The organism is Mesorhizobium sp. M7A.F.Ca.ET.027.03.2.1 (assembly GCF_003999175.1).
Lineage (GTDB): Bacteria > Pseudomonadota > Alphaproteobacteria > Rhizobiales > Rhizobiaceae > Mesorhizobium.
Genome location: NZ_RZOM01000150.1, coordinates 1 through 8,426, shown reverse-complemented (window position 1 = coordinate 8,426; position 8,426 = coordinate 1). Strand labels below are relative to the sequence as shown.

Sequence of the window (8,426 nt, the reverse complement as noted above, 5' to 3'; positions counted from 1 at the left end):
ATCCTGGCCGCGCCGACGACCGCGCCGCAGGCCTGCGACAGGACCAGCCTGCAGATCGAGTTGAGGCCGTACAGTCCGCCCGCCCAGAGGATCATCATCAGGTCGGGCGCGACGCGCTCGGGCGGGATGAGGTGCGAATAGGCGATGGTCGAGACGACGAATTTCGGCACGCCGAGCGGCAGGCAAAGCGCCACGTCGAGCGCCAGATCGGTTCCCATCGAGCCGCCGATGGCGATGAAGGCGTCGATCTCGCCGTTTTGATAGAGCTTGCGAACCAGTTGGACGGCGCCGCCGGCCATCAGCGTCATGGCGGTGTTCTCATCACCGCTCGAAACGATCTCGGCGATCGTCACATCCACCGCCCGCGCCACGGCGTGCTTGTCGTGGTCCGGGCTGTAGGGCGGGTCGCCGAGCACGCTGACATCCATCATCACGGCGCGGCCGCCCGATGCCTCGATGCATTGTTTCATGAACAACAGCTCTTCGGCCTTTGTGTCGCCCGTGCCGATGACCAGGATGCGGGCCGCAGTCTCCGAGGGCATCAGGCCTGCCTCCTCAAGATTTGCAGGTTTTCGCCGTTGAGGCGCATGGAAATCTCCCGTGCCGCCTCCCTCACGGCAAGTCCCCGCTCCGTGATCGCGGCTGCCGTCGTTCTGGCCTTTGGCGCCGCCACCGCGATGGTGCCGAGCGCAAAGCCATCCGCCGCGCGGATTGCCGCCGCGACGCTGATCACGCCTTCCTCATAGCCCTGGTCGCAGATCGAATAGCCGCGCTCGCGCGCCTCGCCCATGGATCTTGAGATGGCCGCTGCCTCGATCAGCGTATGGGCCGTGAAGGCGTCGAGCGAACCCGTCAGGCACGCCTTGACGGTCTCGTCGCGGGCGAAGGCCAGATAGGCGATACCCGACGCGGTCGAATGCAGGGGCAGCAATTGACCGATGTCGATGTTGACCCGGTTCGCCCATGCCGGATGCTCGACATGGACGGTGACCAGCTTGTCGACGCCGAATTCCGACAAATGCACGGTCTCGGCCGTCGATGCCGCAAGCTCCCGCACCAGCGGAACAGCTGTCTGCAGGAAGGGAAAGCGCGCCTCGCGGAGGCGCGCCAGCCGCGACAGGCCGGCGCCGAGGCGATAGTGCCGCGTGCCGATATCCTGCTCGACAAAACCATGGCCGGCCAGCGCAACCAGCAGCCGCCGTGTCGTCGCCTTGTCGAAGCCCGAGCGGCGCGCCAGATCGGACAGGCCGAGCTCGGGCTCGTCGACGCTGAACAGCTCCAGAAGCGAGATCGCTTTTCCGACCGTACTCAAATTTGCCTCCCGGTTCGGGACAATCATTTAACGTGTGAATTAACTTGACAGGCATCGGCATTGTTTGCAAGTCTATATTCAAAATAACGGTTCAAATAACGAACCAACCGCCAGAGTGCATGGGACAGGCCATTCGGCCGGCGAGCCTGAGGGTTTGCAAACAGGAGGGATCGATGACAGCAGTTGCAGAACAGGCGCCGGCCAACAGGCTGCGCAAGAACAGTCTTGGCGTCGGCGCCATCACCTTCATGGTGATTTCGGCGGCCGCCCCGCTCACGGCCGTCGCCGGCGGCACGCCGCTCGGCATGCTGATGGGCAATGGCGCCGGCTTTGCCGGCACCTATCTGATCGTCACCATCCTGCTGCTTTTGTTCGCGGTCGGCTATGTCGCCATGTCACGCCATGTCGGCAATGCCGGCGCCTTCTATGCCTATGCCGCGCGCGGCCTCGGCAGCATGGCCGGCGGCGCCACGGCGCTGATCGCCATCCTGTCCTACAATGCCATGCAGATCGGGGTCATGGGCCTGCTCGGCTCCGCGACGTCAGGCCTGTTCGCCGGCTGGGGCATCAACCTGCCCTGGTGGGTGTGGAGTTTCATCGCCATCGCGCTGGTCGCCGTGCTCGGCTATCGGCAGGTCGACCTCTCCGCCAAGATCCTGACGGTGCTGGTGCTGTGCGAATATCTTGTGGTGCTGGTCCTCGACATCGCCATCCTCAAGACCGGCGGCGATAGCGGCCTGTCGGCGGCGCCGTTCAGCTGGAGCCAGATCACATCAGGCTCGCCGGCCATCGCCATTCTGTTCTGCTTTGCCGCCTTCATCGGTTTCGAGGCGACGACGATCTATGCCGAGGAAGCCCGCGATCCAAAGATCACCATTCCGCGCGCCACCTATTTTTCGGTCGTGCTGATCGGCGTCTTCTACATGCTCACGGCATGGCTGATGGCGGTCGGCGCCGGTGTCGACAAGCTGCTGCCGACGCTGCAAGGGCTGCAGGATCCGACGACCTTCCTGTTCGGCCTGTCGGATCGTTACGCCGGCACGATGCTGTCGCAGGCGATGAGCATCCTGTTCGTGTCGAGCCTGTTTGCCGGCGTGCTGGCGTTCCACAATGCGGTTGCGCGCTATATCTATGTCTCGGGCCGCGAAAAACTGTTGCCGCAGACGATCGGCGTGACGCATGCGGTGCACCAGAGCCCGCATGTCGCTTCCGTCATCCAGAGCGTGCTCGCCGCGGTCGTCGTCGGCCTGTTCGCCGTGCTCGGCCTCGATCCGGTGCTGGCGCTGTTTTCGTGGCTGACCAATGTCGCGACGCTCGGCGTCATCGTGATGATGGCGGTGGCATCGCTTGCCGTGGTGATGTTCTTCCGCGCCAACCCGGCAGCCCAGGAGAACGCGCTGAAGACCACCATCCTGCCCGGGCTGACCTTCATCGCTTTCGTCATCATCATCTACCTGATCGTCATCAATTTCGGCAGCCTGTCCGGGGCCGGCGGCTTTCTTGGCGTGTTCCTGCCGGGGCTGGTGCTGATCGCCGCGATCGTCGGCCTGCTGCTGGCCAGCGCGCTGAAGAGCCGCGATCCCATAGCCTTCGAAAACCTCGGCCAGCCGCTGAAAGATTGAGAAAAGCAAAGGGGCGGCGTGCCACGCCGCCCTTACACCACAAGGGGAGTGGCGGATTTGAGCTTTGCCGAAAATATAACCGTCGAGGCATTGGAAGCCGATCCCTACCCGATCTATGCAGAGCTCAGGCGCAGTGCGCCTGTCGCTTTCGTGCCGGCGGTCAACCTGTGGTTCGTCACCCGCTGGAAGGATGTCGAGAGCGTCGCCAAGTCGCCCGACATCTTCTCCGCCGTCGTCGGCTCATCGCCGGTCGAGCGCTCCTTCGGCAAGCCGACCATCCTGACCACCGATGGCGAAACGCACAAACAGCTGCGACAAGGCGTCGATCCGAAATACCGGCCGCGCACCGTCGCCGCCTATGCCGGCGACCTCGTGCGGTCGATTGCCGAACCTTTTCTCGGCCGGATCGCCAACCAAGGCTCCGCCGAGCTGATGGCCAATTATTTCGAACCGGTGTCGACGCTCAGCCTGGCGCGCTCGCTCGGCCTTGCCGACATCGACATGCCGACGCTGCGCCGCTGGTTCTATGGCCTTGCCCAGGGCGCCATCAATTTCGAGAACGACCCGAAGCGGCAGGAGATCGCCGACGCGATCAGTGCCGAAGTCGGCGACGCCATCCTGCCGACGCTGGAAAGACTTGCGCGCCAGCCAGATGACTCGGCGCTGTCGCACATGCTGCATGACGGCATGCCGGAGGGCACGACGCGGCCGATCGATTTTTTGATGCCGAGCATCAAGGTCATCCTGCTCGGCGGCATGCAGGAACCCGGACATGGCGCCGGCTCGATCCTCGCCGGTCTGCTGGGCCATCCCGAACAGATGCGGCAGGTGCTCGCCGATCCCGAGACCTTCGTGCCGAAGGCGGTCGACGAGGGCCTGCGCTGGGTGGCGCCGATCGGCACGCAGACGCGGCAGACGACGCAGGCGGTGGAGCTTGGCTGCGTGACGATCCCGGCGGGTGCCGCGGTCGCCGCACTCGTCTCCTCGGCAAGCCGTGACGAGAGCCGCTTTGCCGATCCAGACCGCTTCGACATCAACCGCGACGAAGGCAACCATGCCGCTTTCGGCTTCGGCCATCATTTCTGTTCGGGCCGGTTTTTCGCACGCGAGCAGATGTGCCTTGCGGTAAGGCTGTTGCTCCTGCGCTTCCCCGATCTCAGCCTTGTGCCTGGCAAGGAGCCGGTGTTTCGCGGCTGGGAATTCCGCGCGCCAACCACATTGCAGGTTTGCCTGGGAGTCCGTCACCCATGATCAGTCAGAATGCCATCGACACGCTGCGCCAGACGGAGATCGGCGCACGGGGCCTGTTCATCGATGGCGTGCAGATCGAGACAACAAGCGGCGAAAGCCTGCCGGTGACGTCGCCGATCGACGGCCGACCTTTCGCCAGCATCGCCGACGGCAATGCCGCCGATATCGACCGCGCCGTCAAGTCGGCGCGCAAGGCGTTCGAGAGGGGCTCGTGGTCGCGATCAGCGCCGGCCTTTCGCAAGAAGGTGCTGACGAAGTTCGCCGAGCTGGTCGAAAAGCATGCCGACGAGCTCGCCGTGCTCGGCGTGCGCGACAATGGCACCGAGATCGGCATGGCCTACAAGGCCGAACCGCTCTCGGCCGCCGGCACCATCCGCTACTATGCCGAGGCGATCGACAAGGTCTACGGCGAGATCGCGCCAACGGCCGACAATGTGCTCGGGCTGATCCACAAGGAGCCGCTCGGCGTCGTCGGAATCATCGTGCCGTGGAATTTCCCGCTGATGATCGGCGCCTGGAAGATCGCGCCCGCACTTGCCGCCGGCAATTGCGTGGTGGTCAAGCCGCCGGAAATCGCTTCGCTGACGCTGCTGCGGTTGGCCGAATTGGCAAGCGAGGCCGGACTTCCCGCCGGTGTGCTCAATGTCGTCACCGGCCGTGGCGCGGTCACCGGCGAAGCGCTCGGCCTGCATATGGATGTCGACGCCATCGCCTTCACCGGCTCGGGGCCGGTCGGTCGACGGCTGCTCGAATATTCCGCTCGCTCCAATCTGAAGCGCGTCTTCCTCGAACTCGGCGGCAAGTCGCCCAACATCGTCTTTGCCGATGCTCCCGACCTGAAACAGGCGGCGGTCGTCTCGGCCAACGGCATTTTTCGCAATTCCGGCCAGGTCTGCGTCGCCGGCTCGCGGCTTCTGGTCCAGTCAGCGGTCTATGATCGGTTCATGGACGAACTTGTCGCGGCAACCACGCGGCTCAAAGTCGGCGATCCGCTCGATCTCACCAGCGATGTCGGCGCCGTGTCGAGCGCCGAGCAACTGAACAAGAATCTCGGTTTCGTCGCCAGGGCCACCGAAGAAGGCGCCCAACTGGTCACCGGTGGCGAGCGGATTCTGACCGAGACCGGCGGCAGCTACATGGCGCCGACGATCTTCGAGAATGTCACGCAAGACATGCAGCTTGCGCGCGAGGAGGTGTTCGGGCCAGTGCTCGGCGTCATGCGCTTCGAGACCGAGGAGGAGGCGGTGCGGCTTGCCAATTCGACCGTCTACGGGCTCGCCTCGGCGGTGTGGACCGCCAACCTCTCCACAGCACACCGCATGGTGCGCGCCATCAATGCCGGCGTCGTCCACGTCAACACCTATGGCGGCGCCGACATCACCGTGCCGCTCGGCGGCGTCAAACAGTCCGGTTTCGGCCGCGACAAGTCGCTTCACGCGCTGGAGAAATATTTGGAACTGAAGACGGCGTGGATCGCGCTTTGAGCCTGGCGTCAGCGCCGGTTTTTCCGAGAGTCCGATCTTACTTCCGAAGCGCAGCGGATCGCATCGTAGCCCGCGGCGATCGATTCAATGGCGTCTCGTTCTCACTCACGCGAAAATTTTGAGAGAATATTCCCGGCTTTGGCGAGAACGGCGAAAGGCGTTCTTTGATAAATTTGATAGAATTTCTGAGGATGTGACCAAGGCTAGGCAATCCGCCTCGCTGCCATGACTTCACAACCACAGAGATCAATCATGTCCGACTTCAAGAACACTTTGCCATCTTCCCCGGGGTCAACCGTCAACCGGCGCAGTGGCCTTGCTCTGCTGTTCGCCTCGGCCGTGGCGATCGGCAGCCTGATGGCGCCCGGCGCATCGTTCGCCGAGGACAAAAAGGCGATCAAGGTGGGTATCATCAGCGGTGAGGACGAGGATGTCTGGCGAGTCGTCGTCGCCCAGGCCGCCGAAAAGGGCCTCTCCATCGAAACCGTGGTGTTCAACGACTACACCCAGCCCAATGAGGCGCTGGAGCGCGGCGAAATCGACGCCAACGCCTTCCAGCACCAGCCCTATCTCGACAACCAGATCAAGACTCAAGGGTATCATATCGTGCGCGTCGGCTATACCGGCGTGTGGCCGATCGGCCTCTACTCGAAGAAGTACAAAGCAGTCGCCGACCTGCCCGAGGGCGCGGTCGTCGGCGTGCCGAACGATCCATCCAATGAAGGCCGGGCGCTGCGCGTGCTGCAGAACGAGGGCGTGATCAAATTGAAGGACGGCACCGGCATTCTCGCCACCACCGTCGACATCGCCGAGAACGCGAAGAAGGTGGTGATCAAGGAACTGGACGCCGGCATTGTCGGCCGCTCGGTCGAGGATCTCGACGCGGCCGTGGTCAACACCGACTGGGCGCTGAAAAGCGGCCTGACGCCGGAAAACCGCATCGCGCAGGAGCCGATCGCCGACAATCCCTACCGCAACTTCATCGCGGTGAAGGCCGGTAACGAGAACGAGGCCTGGGTGAAGACGCTGGTCGCCTCCTATCAGAACGAGGCGGTGAAGGCCGAGTTCGACAAGGTCTACAAGGGCACCGGCCTCAGCGCCTATTGATCCGGTCGACCGGAAGCCCGGTTCGATAGCAACAGCGGTCCGCGCTCAGGCGCGGGCCGCGATTGCGTTTTCGGGAACAGGAACATTCATGAACCAGCATATCACGGCATCCGGAGAAACCGCCGATCCGATCCATGCCCGGCCCGACGCGTCTCAGGACGTCGTGCGCCTCGTCGAGCTGAAGCGCCGCTTCGGTGCGACAGCGGCGCTCGACGGCATCTCGCTGACCGTGCGCAAGGGCGAGATCCTCGGTATCATCGGCCGCAGCGGCGCCGGCAAGTCGACGCTGATCCGCTGCCTGAACGGGCTGGAACGGCCTGACTCCGGCGAGGTGTTCATCGAAGGCCGAGAGATCAGCCGGCTTGGCGAGCGCGAGCTGCAGCCGCTGCGGCGGCGCATCGGCATGATCTTCCAGCATTTCAACCTGCTGTCGGCCAAGACCGTCGAAGACAATGTGGCGCTGCCGCTGAAGATCGAGGGCCGCTCGAAGGCCGAGCGACTGAAGCGCGCCGCCGAACTGCTCGACCTCGTCGGCCTGTCCGAGAAGGCAAAAGCCTATCCGGCGTCACTGTCGGGCGGCCAGAAGCAGCGTGTCGGCATCGCCCGGGCGCTGGCAGCACGCCCGGCGCTGCTCTTGTCGGACGAAGCCACCTCGGCGCTCGATCCGGAAACAACGCGCTCCATCCTCGCCCTTCTCAAGGACATCAACCGGCAGCTTGGGCTGACCATCCTTCTGATCACCCATGAGATGGAGGTGGTCCGCTCGATCGCCGACCGCGTTGCGGTGATCGACGCCGGGCGCATCGTCGAGCAAGGGCCGGTCTGGTCGGTGTTTGCCGACCCACAATCAGACATCACCAAAAGCCTGCTCGGCGCCATCCGGCCGCAGCTGCCAGCCGAACTGGCGGCCCGGCTGCTGCCGGCGGCCGGCGCGGAGACGATCCTGCGCGTCGACGTGGCCGGCGATGCGGCACGCGGCCCGTTGCTGTCCGACCTTGCCACGGCTGTTCCAGGCGCCTTCCGCCTCATCCATGGCGGCATCGACCATATCCAGCAGCAGCCCGTCGGCACGCTGTTCCTGTCGGTTCCCGGCAGCGATGCAAATCATCTCGCTGACATCATCACATTCCTGAAGACCCGCCAGGCGCGGGTGGAGGTGCTTGGCCATGTCGCCGATCCTGTTTGAACTTCTGCTGCGTTCGATCTGGGAAACCGTCCTGATGACAGCCGCCTCCGGCCTCATCTCGCTGGTCTTCGGCCTGCCGCTCGGCCTGGCACTGATCGCCACCGAACGCGGCGGGATTGCCGAAAGCCTGTGGGTGAACCGGGCGCTCGGCGCCGTCATCAACGGCTTCCGTTCGGTGCCCTTCATCATCCTTCTGGTGGCACTGATCCCGGTGACGCGGCTGATCGTCGGCACCTCGATCGGCACATGGGCAGCCATCGTGCCGCTGTCGATCGCCGCCACGCCCTATTACGCGCGCATTGCCGAAGTGTCGTTGCGTGAGGTCGACCGTGGCTTGATCGAGGCGGCGCGCGCCATGGGCGGCAACCGCTGGACGATCATCCGCGAGGTGCTGGTGCCGGAAGCCCTGCCCGGCATCGTCGCCGGCTTCACGGTGACGCTGGTGACGCTGATCGGTGCCTCGG

8 protein-coding genes are annotated in these 8,426 nt (G+C 64.3%); 6 read left to right on the top strand and 2 right to left on the bottom strand.

Going from position 1 to position 8,426, the window contains the following annotated elements:
• A partial coding sequence (locus EN750_RS09425) for a Tm-1-like ATP-binding domain-containing protein (RefSeq protein WP_189526118.1) occupies positions 1-542 on the bottom strand: 542 nt, incomplete at its 3' end.
• Positions 542-1,312, bottom strand: a complete 771-nt coding sequence (locus EN750_RS09420; protein WP_127396253.1) for an IclR family transcriptional regulator — start codon at positions 1,310-1,312, stop codon at positions 542-544. The genes EN750_RS09420 and EN750_RS09425, both read right to left, overlap by 1 nt.
• Positions 1,313-1,485: 173 nt before the next feature.
• Between EN750_RS09420 and EN750_RS09415 the strand changes: the two genes are divergently transcribed.
• The 6 genes from EN750_RS09415 to EN750_RS09390 form a co-directional block, all read left to right on the top strand.
• Positions 1,486-2,934, top strand: a complete 1,449-nt coding sequence (locus EN750_RS09415) for an APC family permease (RefSeq protein WP_127396252.1) — start codon at positions 1,486-1,488, stop codon at positions 2,932-2,934.
• A gap of 57 nt (positions 2,935-2,991) precedes the next feature.
• Positions 2,992-4,185, top strand: a complete 1,194-nt coding sequence (locus EN750_RS09410) for a cytochrome P450 (RefSeq protein WP_127396251.1) — start codon at positions 2,992-2,994, stop codon at positions 4,183-4,185.
• Entirely contained in the window at positions 4,182-5,669 is a 1,488-nt protein-coding gene (locus tag EN750_RS09405; protein WP_127396250.1) for an aldehyde dehydrogenase, read from the top strand. The genes EN750_RS09410 and EN750_RS09405 overlap by 4 nt, the downstream gene beginning before the upstream one ends.
• Before the next feature lie 252 nt (positions 5,670-5,921).
• The gene (locus tag EN750_RS09400) at positions 5,922-6,776 is read left to right on the top strand and encodes a MetQ/NlpA family lipoprotein (RefSeq protein ID WP_127396249.1); all 855 of its coding nucleotides are present in this window, start codon (positions 5,922-5,924) and stop codon (positions 6,774-6,776) included.
• Positions 6,777-6,864: 88 nt separating this feature from the next.
• Positions 6,865-7,962: a methionine ABC transporter ATP-binding protein gene (locus tag EN750_RS09395; protein WP_127396248.1), complete on the top strand. Its 1,098-nt coding sequence runs from the start codon at positions 6,865-6,867 to the stop codon at positions 7,960-7,962.
• A partial coding sequence (locus EN750_RS09390; RefSeq protein ID WP_145967522.1) for a methionine ABC transporter permease occupies positions 7,943-8,426 on the top strand: 484 nt, incomplete at its 3' end. The genes EN750_RS09395 and EN750_RS09390, both read left to right, overlap by 20 nt.

What these genes read in the sequence shown, in the direction of transcription:
- EN750_RS09415 (WP_127396252.1), top strand. Translation starts at nt 1,486, where the DNA reads ATGACAGCAGTTGCAGAACAGGCGCCGGCCAACAGGCTGCGCAAGAAC.
- EN750_RS09405 (WP_127396250.1), top strand. Translation starts at nt 4,182, where the DNA reads ATGATCAGTCAGAATGCCATCGACACGCTGCGCCAGACGGAGATCGGC.
- EN750_RS09400 (WP_127396249.1), top strand. Translation starts at nt 5,922, where the DNA reads ATGTCCGACTTCAAGAACACTTTGCCATCTTCCCCGGGGTCAACCGTC.
- EN750_RS09395 (WP_127396248.1), top strand. Translation starts at nt 6,865, where the DNA reads ATGAACCAGCATATCACGGCATCCGGAGAAACCGCCGATCCGATCCAT.